This window comes from Paraburkholderia sp. UYCP14C (assembly GCF_004197395.1).
In the GTDB taxonomy this organism is placed as follows: domain Bacteria; phylum Pseudomonadota; class Gammaproteobacteria; order Burkholderiales; family Burkholderiaceae; genus Paraburkholderia.
The window spans coordinates 1-21,495 of record NZ_SELS01000007.1; the positions used below are offsets into that span (position 1 = coordinate 1).

The window sequence follows — 21,495 nt, forward strand, 5'->3', positions numbered from 1 at the left end:
TCCGCCGCCGCACTCCGCATCAAGCGCCCACACTTATCGGCTGTTAGTTTTTAAAGATCGATCCGCCCAACCCGCAGCGCCTGAACCACAACCACCGGCACTGCTTCGTTTGCGTCGCTGCGTCTGCAGCAGAGAAACGAGATTATGGAGAACTTTCGTCGGATCGTCAACAGGTTTTTATCACTCGCTTAACCTGCCCACGCCGCTGAAACCCTCGCCATCCAAGGCTTCCCGCTTCTCCGTGCCCCGGTGTCCGGAGCGCGAAAGAGCGGAATTCTAGTCGCCGCCATCAGGACTTGCAAGCGATATTTTGACGCGCCGGGCCCACACCCTACCGCAAGCCGAAGCACCTCGACTCACGCGGTCGCATGCGCGCGCATCGCCCGTTCGACCACGACCAAGTAATGGTCGATCCCCGGCGTCGAGCGATCCTTCTCTTTCGCGCGGTCGTCCCATCGGCGCAAACGCATCGCGTCTTCCGCATACGGCTTTTGCATAAACGCCTGCGCCTCTTCCCTGCTAAAGATCCCACCCTGCAATTGCAGGCTGCGCACCGAGTCGGCGGACAGCTGACCGAAATAGGTGGCGTCGATCGCGCATAGGCAGCGCTTCGCGTCGACGTGCAGACGAATCGGCTCCAGCACTGCATCCGACAACACAGGCCGCAAAAACGGCAACGCGAAGTACTGGTGCAAATCGTCGACGCCCCGCTCCGTCGGCGTCTCCCCTTGCAGATTCAGCAGATGTCCGAGGTCGTGCAAAAACGCCGCGGCGACCAGTTCGTCGCTCGCGCCTTCCGCCTCGGCCAGCGCCCCGCTCTGCAACGCGTGCTCGAGCTGGGTTACCGGTTCGCCGCTATACGCGAGGCTGCCGTGTCGCTCGAAGAGCACACGGATATCGTCGAGACTCAATGCCACCTGTTACTCCCAAGGTAATGAAAACGTCTTCAGGTTGGTAAAACTCTTCATCGCTTCCTGCACGCCTTCCTTGTAGCCGAGGCCCGAATCCTTGATGCCGCCGAACGGCGTCAACTCGATCCGGTAGCCCGGCACTTCCCACACGTTAACGGTGCCCACGCGCAGCTCATTGATGAAGCGCGTGATCGCGTCCTGCCGGTTCGTACACACGCCCGACGACAAGCCGAACGGCGTCCCGTTGCTGATCCGGATCGCGTCGTCGAGCGTATCGAACGCGATGATCGGCGACACCGGCCCAAACGTTTCCTCGCGCACGAGCGTCATCGACGGATCGACGTTGTCGAGTACGGTCGGCGCGTACAACGCGCCGCTGCGCTCATTGCCGAGACACAGCCGCGCGCCCGCGGCGACCGCCTCGTTCACGCGCGCCTCGAACAGTTGCGCGGCGGCGGCATCGATCACGGTGCCCATCTGGTTCGACGCATCGAACGGATCGCCGAACGTCCAGGCGCGCGTCTTCTCGACGACCCGCTCCGTGAACTCCGCCGCCACGCGCTGCTGCACGAGCATCCGCTTGACCGCCGTGCAGCGCTGGCCCGAGTTCTTGTACGAGCCTTGCACCGCGAGGGTCGCCGCGCGCTCGAGGTCGGCGTCGTCGAGCACGATCAGCGGATCGTTGCCGCCCAGTTCCAGCACGACGCGTCGATACCCGGCCTTCGACGCGATGTATTTGCCGATCGCGACACCGCCCGTAAACGTAACGAGTTCGACCGACGCGTGCGTGATCAGCTCGTCGGCGATTTCGCGCGGATCGCCGGTCAGCACCTGCAGCATCGGCGCGGGCAGCCCCGCTTCATACAGCAGATCGGCCAGATACAGCGCCGACAGCGGCACCTTCTCCGACGGCTTCAGCACCACGCGATTATTTGTCGCGACGGCCGGCGCGACCTTGTGCGCAACCTGGTTCATCGGATGATTGAACGGCGTGATCGCGACGATCACGCCCGCGAGCGGCTCGCGCTGCGAGAACACGCGACGCTTTTTGCCATGCGGCGTCAGATCGCAGGAGAAGCTCTGAGCGTCGTCGCGCAACGCTTCGAACGACGCAAAGCGGAACACGTCGGCGACGCGGCCGATCTCGTAGCGCGAGTCCTGCTTCGACAGACCCGACTCGAGCGAGATCAGATCCGACGCCTGTTCGCTGCGCTCGCGCAGCAGCCCCGCCGCGCGCTCGAGAATCTGCGAACGCTCGTAGCGCGACAGCGTCGGCTGATAGGCGAGCGCGTAGTCGAACGCGGCGCGCACATCGTCGATGCTGGCGAGCGGCACCGTGCCGACGCGCATGCCGGTATAAGGATCGAGCACGTCGAGCGTACGTGCGCGCATCGCGCGCTCGCCGGCGAGCCGCAGCGCTTCGGCGCGGAACGCCGGATGGTCCCGCAGCACCGTGTTCATGGTGTCGACACGCGATTGAGCACGACGTCGAAGATATCGAAGTTGCGCAGCCGATTGCCTTCGCTGCCGGTAGCGGAAACCGCAACCCGCCGGTTGAACAGCAGCGGCACTTCCTGCTCGGAAATCCCGCCATGCGAGCGCAGCGGCACGGTGAGCCCGGACAGGTCGTGCTCGTTGCGCCGCGTGCCGAGCACGACGTGCTTCGTGCCGATGACGACCAGATCGCCGATACGATCCTCAGGCAGCCCGAAACGCGCACAAGCGGCATGCCGATCGAGCACGACTTCGATTCCCGGCAGGCGACCGATCCGCGCGATCACGGACGCAGCGTCGACCTCGCGCGGCAAATAGACGGTCGCGAACGAACCCAGCGCGCCATGATGCACGACGTAAGGGTCGGTGATCGGCAGAATCACGCGCGCCGTCGACGCGCCGAGCCAGTCATCCAGCACGTCCTGCAGATAGATCACGTTCGGCTCGCCGGTTTGCGGATCGTGCTTCGCGTTCATACCGTGGTCGGCGGTGAGACCGATCACCCAGCCGAGCGCGTCGAGCTGCGCGAGATAGCCGTCCATCATCGCGTAGAACGCGTTCGCGCCTTCGGTGCCGGGCGCGCACTTGTGCTGAATATAGTCGGTCGTCGACAGATACATGAGGTCGAGCTTGCGTGTCTGCGCGAGCCGCACCCCGGCCGCGAACACGAATTCCGACAACCCCGCGCTATACACGTCCGGCAGCGGCAAGCCGACCAGATCGAGCACGTCTTCGATGCCGTTCTCCTCGCGCGTCACCTTGTCGGCTTTTTCCGCCGAAAAGCAGATGCCCTTCAACTGCCAGCCGAGCAGCCCGCGCAGCTTGTCCTTCGCGGTGACGACGGCGACCGCGGCGCCTGCGTCGGCGGCGGCCGCGAGCAGCGTCGGCGCGCGCAGGTAGGCGGGGTCGTTCATCATCACCGCCGCGCCCGCGCCGTCGTTCGCGTCGGTGTTCCAGAAGTAGTTGCCGCAGATGCCATGCACGGACGGCAGCACGCCGGTCACGATCGACAGGTTGTTCGGGTTCGTGAACGATGGGATCACGCAGTCGCCGCGAAACGCCGCGCCGCCCTCGAGCATCGAACCGATGAACGGCGCGACGCCGGCCGCGACCGCCGCTTCCAGATACGCAAACTCGCAGCCGTCGACACAGACGACGACCGTCGGTTGCGAAGGCAGCCGGTAGCTGCGGCCGTTGACTTCGATCGTGCGTTGCTCGGGGTGTGTCATCGCATGGTTTTCCATAGCCGGGGTTGTCATTGCCAAGGCCTCATCGCCGCGCCGTCATCGCCCGCGCGAGCCGACCGCGCCCGCGCTCGCCGGGAGGCGCTGCTCCTGCGCCGCCTCGCCCGGCACCGCGCATGCCGCATGCGCGCGCTGCAACCCGCCCTGCACATGCGCGCGCATCAACTGCGCGGCCTGCTCGGCATCGCGCGACGCAAGCGCGGTCAGAATCGCGCGATGCTCGGCGAGCGAGCGCTTCATCGCGTCGGCCTGCACGACCAGCGCCGCTCGCCGGAACAGGCTCAACTCACTGACGAGCCTGCGATACGTGTCGTACAACTTCGTGTTACCCGCCGCCGCGACCAGCGCATCGTGAAACGCGACGTTCGCGCGCGCATACGCATCGTGATCGTGCGACGCGAGCGCGGCGCGCATCGTATCGACCCAACCGCGCAGTTCCGCGAGCTTGCCCGCGTCGATGCGCGCGGCCAGCATCCGGCACGCCGCCTCTTCAAGCACTGCGCGCACCGCGTAAATCTCGTCCGCCTCCGCGAGCGACACCGTCCGCACGAACACGCCGCGATTCTTCTCGGTACGCACGAGCCCCGCCTGCTCGAGCGCACGAAACGCCTCGCGCACCGGTCCACGCGACACCTGCAGCCGCGCAGCCCAGTCGGCTTCGTTGAGCTTGTCGCCCGGCGTCAGCGTGCCGTCGACGATATGCCGCTCGATCTCGTCGCGCACCAGCGTCGTCAGAGAATGGCGGCGCACGACCTCGATCGGATCGACAGCAGCAGAGCGCATATATTCGGTCATTTTGACAAATTTTGCCACATCGACATCGATGCTCCCCAGTTGGCGCGACTGCTCCAGATCAAGGCAATCGCCCGCCGGTCGGTCGGCTCAGTCGGATCAGTCGATCCGGCGGCGGGGAGCGCGCGCCGCGATCAGCAACAGCGCGACCAGCGAGACCATCAGCAGAATCAGCGACAGCGCTGACGCCGGCAGGTAATAGCCCCGTTCCACCTGCCCAACGACGACGATCGGCACAGTTGCGAAGCCTGGCGGATACACGGTCAGCGTCGCACCGAGTTCGCCGAGCGACAGCGCGAAACCGAGCGCGAGACTCGCGCGGATCGCCGGCACCAGTTGCGGCAGCACGACGCGGCGCAGCACCATCGACGGCGGCGCTCCGAGGCTCGCGGCCGCTTCGCGCAGCACGGTCAGCTCCGGGCGCAGCGCGGCGGCGGCGCAGCGATAGCAGAACGGCAGCACCAGTGCGAGCTGCACGAACACGACGATCGCCGCCGAGCTCGACAGGTCGAGCGGCCGCTTGTGATACGCGATCAGCACCGCGAGGCCGAGCACCACGCTCGGCACCCCGTTGGGCATCATCGCGATCGTGTCGACGACCGCGCCGAGGCCGCGCCGGTCGCGCCCTTCGAGCGCGAGCGCGAGCCACAAACCGAGGATCGTGCCGAGCACCGCGACGCCCATGCCGACTTCGAGGCTGGTGGTCAGCGCGTCGAAGTCGCTCGAGCTGAGGCGTTCGAACCAGCGCATGCTGAAGCCGTCGGGCAGGATCGTGCCGGACCAGTGCGACGCGACGCTCGATAGCGCGACGACCAGCACCGGCAGCACGAACAGCCAGAAGCTCAGCAGCGCGGCAAAGCCGAGAAAGAGACCGCCGAGCATTCGCACCGCGAGGCTGTGCCGCACCGGCCGGCCCTTCTTGTGCATGACCGGCAGCACGGTCGGATCGAGTTCAACGGCCATGACCGGCTCCTTTCACTTTGCGACTATTGACGCGCCGGTACAACGCGTACAGCGACAACGACATTAGCAGCATCACGACCGCGCCGGCGGCGGCCGTCGGCAGATCGAGATCGACGGTGGCGGCGCTATAGATCGCGACCGGCAGCGTGATCAGATGGGCGCTGCCGAGCACCAGCAAAATGCCGAACTCGTTGAGCGTCAGCAGAAAACACAGAATCGTGCCCGCCGCGATGCCTGGCCACGCGAGCGGCAGGATCACCTTGAACGCGACCATCAGGCCGTTCGCGCCGAGGCTGCGCGCGGCTTCGATCAAGCGCTGGTCGAGCAGCGCGAACGATGCCAGCGTCGGACGCACGACGAACGGCGTATAGAACACGACTTCCGCAAGAATCACGCCGCCGATGCCGAACAGAAAATCGAGCGGCGGCGCCTGCAGATTGAACAGCCGCTGCAGCCCGATGCTGACCGAGCCCTGCGAGCCGTACAGAAAGATCAGCGTGAACGCGACCAGAAACGACGGGAACGCGACGAACAGCTCGAGAAAGCGCGTGACCATGCGCGCGCCCGGAAACGGCTTGAAGAACAGCAGCGACGCGAGCGCCACGCCGAGCAGCGAAGCGAGGCTCGCGCTCGCGAACAGGATGCCGAGCGTGGTGCCGATCACGCCGCGCGTTTCGGGGTTGCCGAAGAACGTCACGTACGCGTGGCCCGACAGGCCATGCGCGCCGGTCAGGCTCAGCATCACGAGCCGTACCAGCGGATAGATGACCAGCGGTCCGAGCACCACGACCGCAATGAACAGCAGATGCCATTGCGCAAGGCGCTCGCGGCGCTTCACCGCGGCCGCATGCGCCGCGGCGCTCGCGAGACGGCGCGCGGCGGCCTCGGCCCCGGCTTGCGCGTCAAGGCCGAGCGGATTGGACGTATCAGGGCTTGATAAGGACGACATCGCCAGCCTCGTAACGCAGGGAAACACGCGCGCCCTTCTCCGGCGTCATGCCGTGACCGCGCTGCATCGTGACGAGCACCGGGTCGTTCGGCAGCGCGTCGAGTACGACCGATACCGACAAGGCCGCGCCATACCACTCGACCGACGCGATCGCGCCGTGCAACTGCCCCTCGCCGAGCGGCACGATGCGCAGCGCCTCCGGCCGTAGACACGCGACGCGATCGCGCTCGTTGTAGCGCGCGTCGTCCATGCCGAACGCGACCTGCGGCGGCAGCAGATTGGCCGCGCCGAGGTAGCGCGCGACGAAGCCGTCGGCCGGCGTGTCGTACAGCTGCTGCGGCGTGCCGAGCTGCGCGATATGGCCGTCGCGCATCAGCAGCGTGCGGTCGGACAGCACGAGCGCGTCGTCCTGATCGTGGGTCACGCAGACGATCGTCAGATTCGGCAGGCGCTCATGCAGCGCCTTCAGTTCGGAGCGCACCGACGCGCGCAGATTGGCGTCGAGCGCGGACAGCGGTTCGTCGAGCAGCAGCACGTCGGGCTCGATCACGAGCGCGCGGGCGAGCGCCACGCGCTGCTGCATGCCGCCCGACAGTTGCGCGGGCATCACGTGACCGGCATCGCCGAGCTGCACGAGCTTCAGCGCCTCGGCGACGCGGCGCGCGACGTCGCGCGCCGGAATGCGCCGCGCGCGCAAACCGAACGCGACGTTCTCGAACACCGTCAGATGCGGAAACAGCGCGTAGCTCTGGAACAGCAGACCGAGATTGCGCTTGTGCGGCGGCACGTGCGTCAGATCGCGGCCAGCTACCGTCAGCGAGCCAGCCAGACCGTCCGCCTCGATGAAACCCGCGATGAAGCGCAGCAAGGTCGTCTTGCCGCAGCCGCTGCGGCCGAGCACGGTAAGCAACTCGCCGCGCTGGATCGTCAACGACAGATCGTCGAGCACCGTGCGCGCGCCGAAGCGCACCGTCAGGTGATCGATCTGCACGCCACCCGGCACGTCCGAACGCGTGGCGTCGAGCGCATCCAGCGGTGCGCCGGGCGCGGTGGGGTGAGCGAGACTGGCCGTATTCACCGGGGTCGTCCTCCAACAGAATTAATGCTGATGCGGCGCCGCGCACTACATGCGAAGCGCCGCCTGAATCGACAACGTCAAACGTTGCTTACCTGGGTCACTTACCTGGGTCACTTACCTGGGTCACTTACTTCGGCTTGACCACTTCGGTCTCTTTGCCCGACGAACCGATCACGTCGCTCTTCCAGCGCGCGGTCCAGTCGGCCTTCTTCGCCATCACGTGGTTCCAGTCGACCGGAATCAGCTTGACGCCGCTGATCGCCTGCTTGACCGCTTCGCCGTTCTTGCCGGCGAGCGGCACGTCGCTGCGCCCCGGAATGCCAAAGATGTCCGGCACCTTCGACTGCACTTCCGTCGACATCAGATAGTCGATCAGCTTCTTGCCCTCAGCCTGATTCGGACCGTTCTTGATCAGTCCGATCGCGTACGGCAGCTGGAACGTGGTCGGCTGGCCGCCGGGGGTAGCCGCGAGGAACACCGGCTTCAGCGACAGGCCGCCGTTGGCTGCGTCGTCGAGGTCCATCTGCAGATCGCCGTTGGCGACCGCGATCTCGTTACGCGACAGCAGCACGTCGAGGTAGCCCGTGCCCTTGGTGTGGAACTTGGCGCTCTGCTCAAGCTTCTTCAGATAGTCGAATGCCTGGTCTTCGCCCATCAGCGACGAGGTCAGGATGATCACCGCCATGCCGTCGCCGGCGGTCGCCGGATTCGAGTAGGCGACCTTGCCGGTGAAGTCCGGGTGCAGCAGGTCCGCGAACGTCTTCGGCTGGGTCTTGGTGACTTCCGGGTTGATCGCGAACGAGAAGTAGTTGTTCACGAAGGTCGCCCACGCGCCGTTCGGCGCCTTCGCGATGGCCGGCACGTTCTTGTAGTTGGCGCTCTGGTACGCCTGCAGCAGACCGCTCTGGTCAGCCTGCTGGATGAACGGCGGCAGCGTGACGATCACGTCGGCCTTCGGCTGATCCTTCTCGATGGTTGCGCGGTTCACGACTTCGCCGCTACCCGCCGTGACGATATTGACCTTCACGCCTTCCTTCTTTTCGAAGGCCGGCAGCACATCCTTGTACAGATTTTCGAGGCCGTCGGCCGTGTACAGCACGACGGCATCGGCCGCATGAGCCTGCATCGCGGCACCGCCGAAAGCAGCCGCGGCGACCAGCGCCGGCAGCAGTTTGCGCGCGAGGCCCGCTGCGGCGTGAAGGGAATTCGTCTTTTTCATGTCGCTCTCTCCGAAAGGCTAAAAACCAGACGGTCGGGATAACCCCATACCTGTAGTGATTGAACGGCGGCATGCGCCGCTGGCGTTGCCCGCTGCGGTTGCCGCGCCGGTCTCCAATGGATTGCAGATTGCCGACAACTTTTCCGCTTCTCGCCCAGCCTGACTGACAGCCCGCCTACGACACCCGCGCTGCCGGCCCCGCCTGAGCGGGCACGGCAAGAATCACAGGTTTCGATGACAAGGCCGTGACGATTTTGCCTAATTCCAAAAAAAGACACAAATTGCCAACACAAGCCAACCAACGGAATTCATCGCGCCACCCCAAAGCGGAGCCCCGCGCGCCGATCCCGTGTGGATCGTACACGGCGAAAATGACGATGTATGCAAGATGCGTCGGGAAATTGCGGAAGGTGCCCGGCGAGCGGCGGTGCTCGCGGAAGCAGCGCTCGCACGGCGCGCTGGCCGTGCGCGTGGCGCTCGTAGCACCTGCCGTTATAGCGGCGGACGCGGGGCTGACAACGGCGCGCATTGTGCCTGCCCGCTTCGGAACCTGCGGTGAGACTCGCGGCTTTTTTTATTTAGATTTTGGCGGGCGAGGAATGGCGCTCCAGACGAGTCGCGTACGACCGCGGCGGGAACCGCCCCGCCCGGCCGTCTCAGGCGATCAGAATCTCCGGACCGTGCGCGACGATCGCCTTGCCGAGCGTGCGCTCGGGCGCCAGTTCGGTGACCAGATAACGCGCCGACTCGATGCCGTTGATGCGCACCGGCGTCACGCGTCCGAACTTCGAATGATCGGCGACGATCACCACCATGTCGGCCGCGCCGATCATGCGGCTGCGCACTTCGGCCGCCATGCGGCTGTAGTCGGTCAGATAACCGTCCGGCGAAATCCCGCCCGCGCCGATGAACGCAAAATCGGCGTGGTACTGCGTCAACTGCTGGACCGTGTCGAGGCCGAAGGTCGCGTCCTCGATATCGGACAGCTCGCCGCCGAGCAGCGTCACGCGATTGTCGTTGCGCCGGCCGAGCAGCAGCGCGATGCGCCAGTCGTTCGTATAGACCGTCAGACGATGGCGGTCGAGCAGCGCCCGCGCGACCGCCTGAGTGGTGCTGCCGGAATCGATGATCAGCGACGCGCCGTCCGGCACGAACTCGGCCGCGCGCTCGCCGATCGCACGCTTCGCGCCGGCGTTCTCGGCTTCGCGCGTATCGAGATCAGGCTCGCGCCGATCGCTCGACAACGCGCCGCCGTGCGTCGTCACGAGCAGGCCGCGGCCGGCCAGCGCGTTGAGGTCGCGGCGGATCGTTTCGCGCGATACGTTCAGTTCGCGCACCAGCTCGGCGACCGACAGCGCGCCGTTCTTGGCGACTTGCGCGAGGATGTATTGATGACGTTGTTCTGCGAGCATCTGTGGAGGCCGGAAGCCGGCACGCGTGGGTTTCGCCATGGTTGAGGAAGGCCGCCGTATTGTAGTACGCGTATCACTCGTTGATGGTGCTGCCATGCAGGTGGCGCTCATGGGCGCGCCGACGGCAGCGCTGGGAGTGCATCGAACCGCCCTTGCGTACGAATACGCCAGCCAGCGCGCCGACCTGCTAACCTTGGCGGCTGGACTCGTCAGCCAGGCGGCAAACGCAATGCCGCAGGCCGGCCGAGTCCCGCGCACAATGCCTGACCCGTCAACCGAACCGCCGATGCCGTCACTGTTTCGCCGTCTACTGCTGCTGTTCCATGCGCTGCGTTACGGCGCACGCCTGATCTGGCTCGCCGCCCCGCCCGACCACAAACTGCCCTGGATGATCGAGCTGATCGGCCGCGTGCATGCGTCGGAGCGCAGCGGCGCGCAGCTGCATGGTCTGCTGCCGGCGCTCGGTCCGCTCGCGGGCCGCTTCGCGCAGACGCTCGCCGCGCGCCCCGAGCTCGCCACTGCCACGCTGCATGACGCGCTGGATGCAGTCGATCACATGGAAGTGCCGCTGTCGCCGGACGACTCCGCGCTGGCCTTGACGCGCGCGTTCGGCCGGCCGCTCGGCGAGCTGTTCAGCGCGGTCGACCTCGTGCCGGTACGCAGCGGCTTCGCCGAGCAGACTCATTTCGCGCGGCTCGCGGTGCCGGTCAAAGGTCACCACGAAGTCGCAGTCAAGCTGGTGCGCGCGCAGCAGTTGCAACAGATCGGCGATGAACTCGCGCTGCTGCGCTGGGTCGCGCGCTGGCTCGAAAAGCTGTCGGGCGTCGCGCGGCGGCTGCAATTGCGCGCGCTCGCTCAATCCTTCACCGACGACATCCTGCGCCGCTTCGACCTGCGCGCCGAAGCCGCGAACCTGAGCCAGACCGGCCACCATTTCGACGGCGACAAGCGCATCGTCGTGCCGGACGTGATCTGGGAGCTGTGCACCGACCACACGCTGACGACGCAGCGCATCAACACCTTGCCCGCGAACGACCTGCCCGGCCTGCACGCGCACGGCATCAAGCTGGCGCCGCTCGCCGCGCATATCGTCGAGGTGGTCGCCGAGCAGGCATTCGAACACGGCTTCTTCCACGCGTCGCTCGATTCGCGCCGCGTGCGCGTCAGCATCGAGCCGGACACGCTCGGCCGCCTCGTGCTCGCGGAGTTCTCGATCATGGCGACGCTGTCGAGCGGCGAGCGCGAGTTCTTCGTGCACGGCGCGACCGCTATGTTCGACCAGGACTACGGGCGGCTCGCCGACATGCATCGCGAGGCCGGTCACGTGCCGGACCACACGCGCACCGAGATGCTCGAAGCCGAGCTGCGCACGCGCGCCGAAGCGCACTTCGCGGCGGCGCCCGAGGATCGTTCAGCGGGTTCGCTGTTTCATCATCTGCTGCACGGCGTGCAACCGTTCGACGGCCAGGTGTCCGCCCGGCTCGCGACCGCGCAGCGCTCGTTCCAGCAGGCCGAGATGATCGCGCGGACGCTGCATCCGGGCGTCGACACATGGAACATCGCGCGTGGCGTGCTCGCCGATATCGCGCGACGCGATCTCGATCATCGCGGCTGGCTCAAGCGTCTGTCGCACGAGCTGCCGCATCTCGCGCATATGCTGCCGCGCGTGCCGCAACTGGCGGTGCGCTATCTGCAGCAGCACGCTCGCACCGGCACGCCGCAGCAGAACGCGCAACTGCTCGCGGATCTCGCGCGCGAATACCGGCGCACGCGCTGGCTGTTGTGGGCGTGCGTCGTCTGCGGCGGCGTGCTCGGAGCGGGGATGACGCTGCTCGCGTGGTGACGGTCCCGCGCGCGTTGCAGCTTTGAACAAGACGCGCGCCGGCCATGCCGCCAACATGGCGGCTTTTTCAAACCTCGCGCCTCGATGCTCGCTTCCTTTCTTGCCGCCGTCTTCGTCGTGCTGTGGTCGACCGGTTTCGTAGTCGCCCGCGCGATCACGCCGTACGCCGATCCCAATCTGTTTCTGCTGGCCCGCTTCGGCGGCACTGCGCTGATCTTCGCGCTGGCCGCGCTCATCGCGCGCGCGGCGTGGCCGACCGGCCGCGACTTCGGCAAGCACCTGGCCGCGGGCGCGCTGCTGCAAGGCGTCTATCTCGGCGCCGGCTACTGGGCCGTCGCGCAGGGTCTGAGCGCCGGCGTGATGGCCTTGCTCGGTGCGCTGCAGCCGCTCGCGACCGCCGCCGTCGCCGCGCCGCTGTTCGGCGAGCGCCTGTCGCGGCGCGGCTGGCGCGGCATGGCGCTCGGCCTCGCCGGCGTCATGCTGGTGCTCGCGCCGAAGCTCGCCGCCGCGACCCCGCCCACGCACGGCAACGCACCCGCGTGGCTGGTCGTGCTGATATCGATCGTCGCGGTGGGGGCGATCACCGCGGGCACGCTGTTCCAGAAGACCTCGCTCGCGAAGGCCGATATTCGCAGCGCAAGCGCCGTGCAGAACGTCGGCGCGGCTATCGTCGCGGGCGTGCTGGCGCTGGCGCTCGGCGAGCATCGCTGGATCGTGTCGACGACGCTGTGGGCCTCGCTCGCGTGGGGCATCGTGATGCTGTCCGGCATCAGCGTCACGTTGCTGGTCTGGATGGTCCGGCGCGGCGATGCGGCGCGCGCGACCGCGCTGCTGTTTCTCGCGCCGCCGTTCGCCGCGCTCGAAGGCTATCTGGGGTTCGGCGAAACGCTGCTGCCGGTGCAGATCGCCGGGTTTGCGGTCGCGCTGGCCGGGGTATCGTTGGCGAGGTCATGAGAGGCGCCGCGTGCCGGCATTGCGACACAGCGCCCGTCAGTCGGCCGTATCCGCGTGCGCGGGCACTTTCGCGCGCGCAACCGCGCCCGGTGCCGGCGACCACACCGGCCGGCTCTTGCGCTGCGAATCGACGACGACGATAAAACGCCCCGCCCACGGCATGATCTGCCGATCGCTTTTCAGCACCCACAGCGACCGGCCGGAATCGACGAGCTGCGCATATTCCGCGTCGAGAATCCCGTAGTGATCGAGAAACGTGTCCAGCGACGCGGGAATCCGCACGCAGCCCTTCGAATGGCGAATACCGAGCAGCGGTTCGAGCCGCTCGGGGTCGGTCGCGTGCATCTGGAAGCGCATTTGCGACATGCCCCCTTTGCCCCAGCCGCGTTCACCCTGCGCCCAGCCGAGGTCGAAGATGCGCATATCGCGCCGGCCGTAGCCGCGAATGTGATTTTCGTTCTCCGTACCCTCGGCGCGGAAATCCATGTTGTCGGGCGTATGTTCGAACACGCCGAGCGGCGTGACGAAGTGGTCGTATTCGCCGGGCCGTCCGGTGGATACCGGCGATGCGCCGATCATCTGCCAGTTGTCGGCGGGCGCCGGACGGAAGTAAATCAGGAGCGCCTGCACATTCGGATTGCGATCGACGAGCACCACGTACTCGCCCGACACATTGCCAAGCTCGTTCTGATTGAGCGCTGCTTCAAGACGGTCGGCGTACGCGCGCTGCTCGGCGGCGGGCAGTCTGAGCCGGCGCGTCACGTCCTGAGCGAATACGTCGCGCAGCAGGAACGCGCGGCGCGGATCGACGATGCCGGCCGCGTCGGGCGCGGCAACGGTGGCGGCATCGATCGTGGCCGGTGGCCGGCTCGCGCCATTCCATGCTTTGGCCGGATTGGCCAGATTCACCGCATGCGCCGCTGATGCGGCCGATGCAGGCAACGGTGCGGAACCGGGCGCCGCCGCATGTACCTGCGCCGCCAGCGCGCCGGTACTCGATACGACGGCTGCGCAAACCCATGCGCAAATCCTCAGGCGGTTCAATCCAGGCTGGCCAGGCCGATCTGGGTATGTCATCGCGTCTTGGAGCAAACATGATTATTATTGATTGCACGCCGGGTCCCTACGGCGTTCGGAACAATTGATATTACTCAGCGAATTGAGGCGTGTCGATGAAAATACCGTCGAGCGCACGCTCTCTACAGAAATAATTGGCCATTTTTCGACAATCGACGTATCAGCGAAAATGCGATTAATACGCAAGTAAAACGCGCATCGGAAAATCAGGCCCGCACATCGGAACACCTTTTCATTCGACGAAAGGTCCGCCGAAAACCGCGCGAGGCCCCGATATCCAGACCGTTTTTCAACCGGCTTTCAGGCTGTTTCAACCCACTTCAATCGATTCTTCTCTCGCGAGGACAACGACGATCATGGCTCAATCCGATTCAGCCGACCGCCAGGCCCGCATCGCAGCCGAAATGCACGTCGCCGCCGAATTCGACGCAAGCCGCGAAATCGAGCGCCGGGTCGATTTTCTGGCGAACTATCTGCGCCATAGCCACCTGAGAACGTATGTGCTCGGCATTAGCGGCGGCGTCGATTCGACGACGGCCGGGCGTCTCGCGCAACTCGCGGTCGAACGTTTGCGCGCGAACCATTACGACGCGCGCTTCATCGCGGTCCGTCTGCCTTACGGCAAACAACGCGATGAAGCGGATGCGCTTGAGGCATTACGTTTCATTCGCGCCGACGAAAATCTGACTATCGATATCAAACCCGCCGCCGATGCGATGCTCGAGTCGCTCGATAAAAGCGGCGTGTCGTTCAAGGACGAATCGCAGCGGGATTTCGTGCATGGCAATATCAAGGCGCGCCAGCGGATGATCGCGCAATACGCGGTGGCGGGCGCGCGCTCCGGCGTCGTGATCGGCACGGACCACGCGGCCGAATCGGTGATGGGCTTTTTCACGAAGTTCGGCGACGGCGGCGCCGACGTGCTGCCGCTCGCCGGGCTCAGCAAGCGCCGCGTGCGCACCGTCGCGAACACGCTCGGCGCGCCCGACGCATTGGCGCACAAGGTGCCGACCGCCGACCTCGAGATGCTGCGGCCGCTTCGTCCCGACGAAGACGCGTACGGCATCCCGTACGACGCGATCGACGATTTCCTCGAAGGTAAGCCGGTCAGCGATACCGTGCGTGACGTGGTTCTGCAGTTTTACAACGCGACGCGTCACAAGCGGGCGCTGCCGTACACGCCGTTCGACTGGCCGGCGTCGCCGGATGCGCAATGAAGAGGCCGCGGGCGGCGCTCTGAAATGAACGAAGGCGGTGGGCATGCGCGCGTTGTCGCGCATGCCCACCGCCTTCCAGAAAAGTCGGAGTTACCGCACCGCCTACCGCGCTCAGTGCTCGGCCGGCGGTTCGTCGCTGAACAGATCGGCGCTCGCTTCGAGCGCCTGGCCACCCAGATGCTTGCCGTGAATCTGCCGCGCAATCACGTCGCCGACATACGGCACGCTCGCGTCGAGTTCGACCGTCGCATAGGCGCTGGGCTTGCCGGCGTCCACCACCTCGACGTGTTTCGCGTAATGGCCGAGTTCGCGCTTCAAAAATTCCCGCACGTCCTGCTCGCTGCACGATTCGGCGATATTGCGCACGGTCAGGTTCATGCGGCCTACCCTCGCCGCGCCTGGCGGTCCGTCCGTCGGTCAGGGCTGGCGATGCGCACCGGCCGCAGCGCGGCACGCTGTTTCGCCTGAGCTGCTGCGAGCGCGCGAAGCGCGACGATGCCGGTCGCGCCGGCCAACCCCATAGCGAGCAATGACAAGTAGAAGGCCATCGTTCAAATCTCCTGTGCGAATTTCATCCCGTTGACAGGATAGCCCGCTTCGACAGTGGACACACTGTGACGCAGTATCGTAGGCAATGGCAAAACGTCCCCGTCGATGCACTGTACCTGAATCAGTCGCGCCAACCCTAGAAAAACATCGGCTGCTTCGGCACCTTGCATGCCTGGCCGGACTCGGCCTGGCCCGCACCGAGATGTATCGGCGGAGTCATCGTGCGGGGGACGTGGGCCAAGGCGGTCCGATTGCGTCGATCAGTCCGCCGCTTGCACGTTCGCCGCGCTCACCCACCATGCATTTTTACCTTGCGGCACACGGACCAGCACAGCGGAAGGATCGTCGACACCATCGTCGGCGATCTGGCATACCGGCAGGCCGTCGGGCAGACGTTTCACTTCGCCGGCGGCCTCGAACAGCGCGATGCGCTGCGCATCCAGCGGCCGCAGTTGCCGGTACACGTCGAAGCTGAGCGCCCCGGGTACGTCGCCGCGAATCTCTAGCGCGTCGTTGCGCGCGCAATGCGTGGGCGCGGCGGCAAGCGCGGCGGCGCTGCCGCTCAGGCAGCCGATCGTCAGCGCAAGGGCGGCGAGACGGGAATGGGTCATCGTGTTTCTCCGAAAAAAGTAAGGGGCGGCGAACCGTGTCGTGTCGAACTGACTGGCAACGTGCACAGCAGGTCCGCGCGAATGAGTGCGTGCAGTGATCGTCGCGCCGTGTCGTGATCCGCACATGCGCGAATGCGCAACCTCACGACGCGCTCAACGCTGGCGCTCGTGTGGGTCGCCGCGCCGGCTGTCGTCGCCGTCGACGCCGTCGTCATCGCCCGACGCGGCGTCGAGCCGGCTCACGTCGCAGGACGCCTGGCCGAAGCCCGCATACACCGCCGACCAGTTGCCGACGATCGCCGCTTGCGCCTGCGTGAGACTCAGCTTGCCTTCGCAAACGCAGCGCTTGAGCATCGCCGCCGCGCGTGCCTTACGGCGCTCGCCCTGCGGGCCGGCCCACGGCAATAGATCGAGATTGGCCGGCGCATCGGGCGATCCGCCGAGCACGATCGGCACGCGCCGGTCGAGCGCGAACGCGGCGCCGTCATCGGCATCGATGCCGCGCGCGGCAAGCATGCGATCCTTGTGCGCCATCAGTTCGTCGAACGGCGGGGCGACGGTTTCCGCATAACCGGGGCGGCAAATGGTCCGGCCGATCGACTGCTGGGTGACGCGGTCGTCGAGCACGGCGCTTTGTTGCGCGGCGGCGCCGCCGATGCGCAGCGCGAGCAATGTGCCGACGGTGACGAGCAGCGCACGATGCGTGATGCGCACGCGCGGACGAAGGACGCGCCTGCGCCCGAGCGGCCGCGCGTTGGCCGTGTGATTGCTGCTGGTTGTGTCGCGGGAAAGACCGCGCCGATGCGTGACTGCGATGCCTGCGTTCATTCTTCGGCGCGCCGGCGGCGGCACGCGGTTGTTCAATTCGCAAGGCAATTAAAACACATTCAATATGAATGAGTACAAAAGCCTGACAAGGCAGCGCGCGGTTTGCTCTGGCTCCCGGCGGCTCCCGCGACCCAGAGCAAACCAACGCAGCGAGGCGTCGCGACAAGTCGCGACAAGTCGCGACGCCTCGCCAACGCCGCTACTTCGCCACCCGCGCCTGCAACGCGCGGATCCGCCCGAGCGCCTGCACATTCGACACCGTCTCTTCGTACATCTTCGCGAGGTCGGCTTTCAGCGCGGTGCGCGAACCGCCATCGAGATACACCATATGCCCCGATGGATAGAACCGTGCCGACAGGTTTTGCCGCACCTGCTGACTGACCAGCGGCATCTGCTGCAGATCGAGCACGGTCTGATAGAACGGCGTGACGAAATCGAAAAAGCCGTTCGCCGACAGCACCTTGAGATCGGGATTGAGCGCCATCACGGCCGCAAGGTCGCCGGCCGTGTACAGAATGATGTTGCCTTTCGAGTCGAGGCCCTTCTGCGCGCCGGTCGGATCGATATGGCTGAAATCCCAGTACTTGAACGCCTGATCGTTGAGGTCGGTGAACGACGAGTTCGACGTGTACTTCAGCTGCTCGTTCAGATACACGTTCCACATCGTCGTGTAGACGCCGGTGACCGCGGTCATCGTCGGATCGTTGCCGCCGGAGTTCGGGTCGATCTTGCCGGCGATGCCGGTGTCGATCGCGCTCACGCGGCCGTCATAGGAGCCGAGCGCGAGGCCTTGCGACTTCAGCAAGGTGGTCAGGAACAGCGAATTGCCGCGGCTGTCGTAGCCCGCGATATCGAGGCTCCACGCGAGCAGCGTCGTTTTGTCGATGCCGGTGTATTCGCTGAGTTTTTCGACGGTGGCGGAATCGGTGGTCGGAAACTTGCGCAGCGCGGCCAGGTAGTCGGTGCGCGCGAACTGCGCGACCTCCTCGGCGAACGTGCCGAGATCGGTCGGCCGCGGCGCGACGCCGAGCTTCTTGTGATACCACGCGTCCGCGGCCGCGGTGGGCAGCGCGCCGACCGGATTGCCCGCCTGCGCGTAATCGAGAATCGACGATTGCAGCGTGACGCCGTTCAGGTCGACGCCGTCCTCGTGCAGCCGGTACGCGAGCACGCAGCTGCGTGCCGTGCCGTAGGACTCGCCGAACAGATACTTCGGCGAATTCCAGCGGTTGTTCTTCGTCAGAAAGCGCTTGATGAACTGCTTGATCGAATCCGCGTCCTGATCGACGCCCCAAAAGTCGCGATTCTTCTTCGGCGCGATCGCCGCCGAATAGCCGGTGCCGACCGGGTTGATGAACACGAGGTCGCTCTTGTCGAGCAAGCTGTCCGGATTGTCTTCAAGCGAATACGGCGCTGGCGGCGTGAAACCCGGCATCGACGTCTTGATGCGGCGCGGCGCGAACGAGCCGAGCAGCACGAATACCGACGACGATCCCGGCCCGCCGTTGTAGAAGAACGTGACCGGCCGCGTTTCTTCCTTCTGTTGGTCCTGCGTGAACGCCACGTAGAACATCCTCGCCGACGGCTGCGAGCTGCTCGGATCGACGATCACCAGATGGCCCGCGGTCGCGGTGTAGTTGATCCTGTTCCCGCCGATCGTCACCGAATGATGCGTGATCGCGGCCGTCTCGACTGTATCGGTAACCGAATCGTCCGGGCCGTTGCCATAGGCGACCGGATCGAAGAACGGCTGGTCGCCGGCCTTGTGCGGCGCGCTGGTAGCGGTGGACGCGCCTGCCGAGGCCGTGGCATGCGTGTTGTGCGGCGAATGCTGACTACCGGAAGCTGATTCTGTATTGGTCATGATCGCTCCAAGGGTTCGTTTTACGTGCCGTGCGTCCTCGTTCCTACCTCTTGCTGTTGTGACATGCGCTGTGTTGCAGACTATAGTGCGCCCGCCACCTTCGCGCCATTGGGACTGCCGAGTCCCGTGCAGGCGTCCCACCCCGTCGACGCCGCAAAGCTGCCGTTGTTGCCCTGCGTGATGTCGTTGCAGACGCCCGGCGCCTTGTACAGCTTCGCGTTGACGAATCCAACCGGCTGTCCCTTCGCCGCGTTGATGCGCGCGATCAGCGCCGCCCACAGCGGCGCGACCGCGCTGGTGCCGCCCACCACCGTTTGCGTTCCGTCGACCAGCACGTCGTAGCCGGTCAACGGCGAGGCATCGCCGGCGACGTCCGGCACACCGCGCCCGTTGAGCGGCTGGCTGCCGCCGCCCGTCGCCGTGGCCGACAGACCCTGCTGCCACACCGGCACCGCAAACGCGGTGCTGACGCCACCGCCGCTCGCGCCGCCCTGCTGGCCGTCGTTCCACACCACCTCGCGTGTGATCGACGAACCGGACGCGCTCAGATGCGTGCCGCCGCAGGCGAGCACGTACGGGCTCGACGCCGGGAAGTCGACCTCGTCGCCGCCGCCCGAGCCGTCGCTCGAGCCGCTGTCGCCCGAGGCCGCGCAGATCGTCACGCCGAGCGCCGCCGCCGATTGCAGCACGCTGTTGAGCGCCTGCATCGACTGGCTGGTCCAGACCGATTCCGGCGCGCCCCAGCTGATCGAGATCACCGACGGCTTGTTGGTCGTGTCGTGCACCGCGCGGCTCACCGCGTCGATGAAGCCGGCGTCGCTGTTGCGCGTGAAGTACACGGCGATGGCCGCGCCCGGCACGATCGCACCGACGATCTCGATGTCGAGCGTGACCTCGCCGTCCGGCCCGTTCGGGTCGCCGCTCGGCTGGTTGCCGGCCTGATCGACGCCGACCGGGGTCACGCTCGGCTCGCTCACGCCGAGGCTCGCGAAATAGGTCTTCAGATCCGACGTGTTGTAACCGCCGCCGAGCTCGATGATGCCGACGCACTGACCGCCGCCGTCGCCTTGCGGAAACTGGTAGAGCGACGCGAGCTGCGGCGGCGTGAACGACACCTGCTGCGCGCGCGCCGCACGAACGGCGGCCGGATCCGGAAATGCGGCCGCGCCTGCGGCCGGTTGTCGAGCCCGAGCACCGCCTCGACGACGCCATGCAGATCGTCCGGCACGCTGATCGTGCCGGTGCGGCCACGGAACTGGCCCGCCGTGTGGTGCTGGTAGCGCTCGAGCTTGACCTCGAAGGCGCTCTGAAATTGCGCGATCGTGCCGCTCAGCAGCACCGAGCGCGCCGCCGGATCTTCGCGCGCGACGGTGAGCCCATGCGCGGCCGCGAACGCGCGGACCTTCGCGATGTCCGCGGGTGCGGCGCCGTAGTCTTGGGCGAGCGCCTCGCGCGACAGCGGCTTCACGCTCGCGTCGCCGGCTTCGATGCGTTTCATCAATGCGTCGAACTGTGCCTGCTGCTGGCGGCGCAGCATCACGAAGACCTCGATCCGCTCGGCGGGATCGCAATTCCCGATGACCGTCGCGCCCTGCGCGACCTTACGCTCGCTGCCCGGCAAGGGATGCCTGGTGACCATGGTGTCGACTCTCCTGTTGGCGTGGTGGCGCGCCCACGATCACGCACGACCGCGCGGCCCGGCAACGGGCAAGCACGCCACGCTCCTGCATCGGGCGCATCGTTGCGCGATCCGCGGCAGGGGTTGTTCAAGAACTTCGTCCAACCGTCCGACCAGGGCATTCGAACACAGTTCCGGCGCGCGCGGCAGTCGTCCGAATGGCTAATGCGCGGCCCGGATCCGACACGCTATGATGCTGAAGCGGCATTCCCGCCGTTTCATTGCCGCGCGCGCCGCCTGCGCGCACGATCGAGAAATCAGAGGAACCCATGTCAATTTCGATGTATCAAGCATCACTGCCTGTGCTGATTCGCGGCCTCACGAACCTGCAAGCCATCCTCGGCAAGGCCGAGGCGCACGCCGCCGCGAAGCAGATCGAAGCGTCGGTGTTCACCAATGCCCGGCTCGCGCCGGACATGCTGCCGCTCGTGCGCCAGGTGTACATCGCGAGCGATACCGCGAAGGGTTGCGCGGCGCGCCTCGCCGGCGTCGAGCCGCCGAAGTTCGACGACGTCGAGCAGACTTTCGACGAACTGCGGGCCCGTCTGCAGAAAACGATCGATTTCCTGAAGGAGTTCAACGCGGAGCAGATCGACGGCTCGGAAAGCCGCACGATCACGCTGAAAATGCGGCCGGGTCCCATCGAGTTCACGGGGGCGTCGTATCTGTTCGGGTTCGTGCTGCCGAACTTCTTTTTCCACGTGACGACTGCGTACGACATCTTGCGTCATAACGGTGTCGAACTCGGTAAGCTCGACTATCTGGGCGGGATGCAGCAATAACGCGCGGGCGGGTCGTCGATCGCGCGGCCG

Annotated in this window: 19 protein-coding genes and 1 pseudogene; 4 read left to right on the forward strand and 16 right to left on the reverse strand. The window is 66.1% G+C overall.

Features of this window, described 5'->3' with window-relative positions:
• Window positions 1–356: 356 nt before the first annotated feature.
• The 9 genes from EVC45_RS08335 to EVC45_RS08375 form a co-directional block, all read right to left on the reverse strand.
• Window positions 357–917: a phosphonate degradation HD-domain oxygenase gene (locus EVC45_RS08335; protein ID WP_129957527.1), complete on the reverse strand. Its 561-nt coding sequence runs from the start codon at window positions 915–917 to the stop codon at window positions 357–359.
• Between the two features lie 3 nt (window positions 918–920).
• A complete protein-coding gene (gene phnY / locus EVC45_RS08340; RefSeq protein ID WP_129957528.1) occupies window positions 921–2,372 on the reverse strand; it encodes a phosphonoacetaldehyde dehydrogenase in 1,452 nt (483 codons plus the stop codon).
• Window positions 2,369–3,634, reverse strand: coding sequence for a phosphonoacetate hydrolase (gene phnA / locus EVC45_RS08345; RefSeq protein ID WP_129957529.1), 1,266 nt, complete (start codon window positions 3,632–3,634; stop codon window positions 2,369–2,371). Before phnA ends, phnY begins: the two co-directional genes overlap by 4 nt.
• A gap of 54 nt (window positions 3,635–3,688) precedes the next feature.
• Window positions 3,689–4,444 carry a phosphonate utilization associated transcriptional regulator gene (locus EVC45_RS08350; protein ID WP_129957530.1) on the reverse strand — a complete coding sequence of 252 codons (756 nt, stop codon included), beginning with the start codon at window positions 4,442–4,444 and terminating at the stop codon, window positions 3,689–3,691.
• A 96-nt stretch (window positions 4,445–4,540) separates the two neighbouring features.
• Window positions 4,541–5,404 carry a 2-aminoethylphosphonate ABC transport system, membrane component PhnV gene (gene phnV / locus EVC45_RS08355; protein WP_129957531.1) on the reverse strand — a complete coding sequence of 288 codons (864 nt, stop codon included), beginning with the start codon at window positions 5,402–5,404 and terminating at the stop codon, window positions 4,541–4,543.
• Window positions 5,394–6,353, reverse strand: coding sequence for a 2-aminoethylphosphonate ABC transporter permease subunit (locus tag EVC45_RS08360; RefSeq protein ID WP_129957532.1), 960 nt, complete (start codon window positions 6,351–6,353; stop codon window positions 5,394–5,396). The genes phnV and EVC45_RS08360 overlap by 11 nt, the downstream gene beginning before the upstream one ends.
• The gene (gene phnT / locus EVC45_RS08365; RefSeq protein ID WP_129957533.1) at window positions 6,331–7,431 is read right to left on the reverse strand and encodes a 2-aminoethylphosphonate ABC transport system ATP-binding subunit PhnT; all 1,101 of its coding nucleotides are present in this window, start codon (window positions 7,429–7,431) and stop codon (window positions 6,331–6,333) included. Before phnT ends, EVC45_RS08360 begins: the two co-directional genes overlap by 23 nt.
• 127 nt (window positions 7,432–7,558) lie before the next feature.
• The gene (gene phnS / locus EVC45_RS08370) at window positions 7,559–8,650 is read right to left on the reverse strand and encodes a 2-aminoethylphosphonate ABC transporter substrate-binding protein (RefSeq protein WP_129957534.1); all 1,092 of its coding nucleotides are present in this window, start codon (window positions 8,648–8,650) and stop codon (window positions 7,559–7,561) included.
• 656 nt (window positions 8,651–9,306) lie between these two features.
• Entirely contained in the window at window positions 9,307–10,062 is a 756-nt protein-coding gene (locus EVC45_RS08375; protein WP_129957535.1) for a DeoR/GlpR family DNA-binding transcription regulator, read from the reverse strand.
• Between the two features lie 286 nt (window positions 10,063–10,348).
• Here EVC45_RS08375 and EVC45_RS08380 point away from each other — a divergent pair, with 286 nt between their 5' ends.
• Together EVC45_RS08380 and EVC45_RS08385 are read left to right on the forward strand one after the other, a co-directional pair.
• Window positions 10,349–11,905, forward strand: a complete 1,557-nt coding sequence (locus EVC45_RS08380) for an AarF/ABC1/UbiB kinase family protein (protein ID WP_129957536.1) — start codon at window positions 10,349–10,351, stop codon at window positions 11,903–11,905.
• A gap of 84 nt (window positions 11,906–11,989) precedes the next feature.
• Window positions 11,990–12,859 carry a DMT family transporter gene (locus EVC45_RS08385; RefSeq protein ID WP_129957537.1) on the forward strand — a complete coding sequence of 290 codons (870 nt, stop codon included), beginning with the start codon at window positions 11,990–11,992 and terminating at the stop codon, window positions 12,857–12,859.
• Between the two features lie 36 nt (window positions 12,860–12,895).
• Here the strand turns inward: EVC45_RS08385 and EVC45_RS08390 are convergent, their stop codons facing one another.
• Window positions 12,896–13,843, reverse strand: coding sequence for a L,D-transpeptidase (locus EVC45_RS08390; protein ID WP_129957715.1), 948 nt, complete (start codon window positions 13,841–13,843; stop codon window positions 12,896–12,898).
• A gap of 449 nt (window positions 13,844–14,292) precedes the next feature.
• Between EVC45_RS08390 and nadE the strand changes: the two genes are divergently transcribed.
• Window positions 14,293–15,153, forward strand: a complete 861-nt coding sequence (gene nadE, locus EVC45_RS08395; RefSeq protein ID WP_129957538.1) for an ammonia-dependent NAD(+) synthetase — start codon at window positions 14,293–14,295, stop codon at window positions 15,151–15,153.
• Window positions 15,154–15,264: 111 nt separating this feature from the next.
• Here nadE and EVC45_RS08400 read toward each other — a convergent pair whose 3' ends face one another.
• The 6 genes and pseudogenes from EVC45_RS08400 to EVC45_RS08420 all read right to left on the reverse strand — a co-directional run bounded on the left by EVC45_RS08400 (window position 15,265) and on the right by EVC45_RS08420 (window position 20,644).
• Window positions 15,265–15,531, reverse strand: a complete 267-nt coding sequence (locus EVC45_RS08400; protein ID WP_129957539.1) for an RNA-binding protein — start codon at window positions 15,529–15,531, stop codon at window positions 15,265–15,267.
• Window positions 15,532–15,536: 5 nt separating this feature from the next.
• Window positions 15,537–15,701, reverse strand: coding sequence for a hypothetical protein (locus EVC45_RS45560; RefSeq protein ID WP_168991431.1), 165 nt, complete (start codon window positions 15,699–15,701; stop codon window positions 15,537–15,539).
• Window positions 15,702–15,962: 261 nt separating this feature from the next.
• Complete coding sequence (locus tag EVC45_RS08405) at window positions 15,963–16,313, reverse strand: hypothetical protein (protein WP_129957540.1); 351 nt, start codon at window positions 16,311–16,313, stop codon at window positions 15,963–15,965.
• Window positions 16,314–16,466: 153 nt separating this feature from the next.
• A complete protein-coding gene (locus tag EVC45_RS08410) occupies window positions 16,467–17,141 on the reverse strand; it encodes a hypothetical protein (RefSeq protein WP_129957541.1) in 675 nt (224 codons plus the stop codon).
• A gap of 199 nt (window positions 17,142–17,340) precedes the next feature.
• Window positions 17,341–19,005, reverse strand: a complete 1,665-nt coding sequence (locus tag EVC45_RS08415) for a S10 family peptidase (protein ID WP_129957542.1) — start codon at window positions 19,003–19,005, stop codon at window positions 17,341–17,343.
• Window positions 19,006–19,085: 80 nt separating this feature from the next.
• Window positions 19,086–20,644, reverse strand: a pseudogene (locus EVC45_RS08420) (protease pro-enzyme activation domain-containing protein).
• A gap of 308 nt (window positions 20,645–20,952) precedes the next feature.
• On the opposite strand from EVC45_RS08420, the gene EVC45_RS08425 reads away from it, so the two are divergent.
• Window positions 20,953–21,465: a DUF1993 family protein gene (locus EVC45_RS08425; protein ID WP_129957543.1), complete on the forward strand. Its 513-nt coding sequence runs from the start codon at window positions 20,953–20,955 to the stop codon at window positions 21,463–21,465.
• The last annotated feature ends 30 nt before the right edge of the window (window positions 21,466–21,495 follow it).